Origin of the sequence: Streptomyces solincola (genome assembly GCF_002982015.1) — a bacterium.
Classification (GTDB): domain Bacteria; phylum Actinomycetota; class Actinomycetes; order Streptomycetales; family Streptomycetaceae; genus Streptomyces; species Streptomyces solincola.
The window spans coordinates 1-1,377 of record NZ_PVLV01000736.1; the positions used below are offsets into that span (position 1 = coordinate 1).

1 protein-coding gene is annotated in these 1,377 nt (G+C 76.5%); it reads right to left on the bottom strand.

The window, feature by feature from the left end:
* Positions 1 to 1,377 (bottom strand): FAD-binding protein (locus tag C6N75_RS29815; protein ID WP_105871944.1); only part of this gene is annotated, 1,377 nt, incomplete at both ends.

Below are 1,377 nucleotides of genomic sequence, written 5' to 3' on the forward strand. Positions count from 1 at the left end.
AGGGTGGGGGATGCGGTGAGGGTGCGCAGGGCGGCGCGGGCCACCGCGTCGGCGTCGGACAGGGTGACCGAGCCGACGCCGGGGCGGGCCCCGGCCGCCGTCACCCAGTGCACGCCCTCGGTGGGCACCCCCAGGGCGAACCGCCGCGGATGGGCCCGGCCGTGAGCGTCGATCAGCCGGTAGGGCGCCGGTGTGACGTCCAGGCCGCCGGTGTCGTGGTCGTCCACCCGGTGCGTCCGGCAGCCGCCCTCCGCAAGCAGCGCGGCCAGCAGGGCGTCACCGGTGGTGCGCAGGTCGGGCTCGGGCAGCCGGGCCTCGATCAGCGTGGTCGCCGTCACGGCGGAGCCCGGCACATCGGGGGAGTCGGCGGTGAAGACGCCGCCTTCGACGCGCACCCGCAGCCGCGGTCCGACGATCCGCAGCACGCCGGCCTCGATCAGCGCGGTCATCTCCTCGATGCGGCGGCGCGGCGGGCCGATGGAGAGGAAGGCGTTCAGCGGGGTGTACCAGCGGTCCAGGTGCTCCCGGCGGGAGAGGCCGGCCAGGCCGGAGTGGTCCACGATCTGGCGGACCTCGTTGCGGATGTCGCGCAGCACGTCGAGGGCCGCCTTGACCGGGCCGGTGACATTGCCGCGTGCGGCCTCTGCCGCGTCGGCGCGCAGGCGGTCCAGCAGCCAGTCCTGGAAGTCGGAGGGGGAGGTGAAAGCGCGGTCGGCGTACGGGCGGGCGAGGCGCTCCCAGGACCAGCGCAGCTCCGGCGGCACCCGGTGCGCGTCCAGGACGGCGGCGAGGTCGTCGGGGTCGTAGGGCGCGGCGGTGAGCAGGGCCGCGGGGACGGGAAGGACGTGCGGGCCAGCGGCGCTCGGGTCGGCGGCGCTCCCATCGGCGGTGAGGGTGGTGTAGTAGACGGTCTCCACCTCCCGGGCGATCAGCGGCCACACCTCCTCGCGGAAGTCCGGTGCGTCGCCCGCCTCCGCCCGCTTGCGGAAGCGCTCCACCACGTCCGGGGTGAGCAGCCGCGGCGCGTGCCGCTCCGAGGCGCCCTTCTCGTTGTCGCCGCGCGCCTGGTAGGGGATGCCGCGCCGGGAGCCCGCGTACAGCAGCGGCTCGCGCCCGGAGGGGTGGTAGGTCAGCGCGCCGGTGGCGGGGTCCGGTGTGAAGACGCCGCCCCGGCCGGCCGTCAGCAGCGCCATGTGGTCGAAGAAGTTGAGGCCCAGGCCGCGCAGCAGGACGGGTTCGCCGGGCAGGACGCGGGCCAGGTCGGCGGTGAGGTCGGCCGGGTTGGCGGGCGGGAGCCGGCGCAGGCCGTGCCGGGCGGCGGAGGCGAGGAGCGACTCGGGGGCGGAGACGGGGGCGGAGATGGGGAGTGGCTTGGGA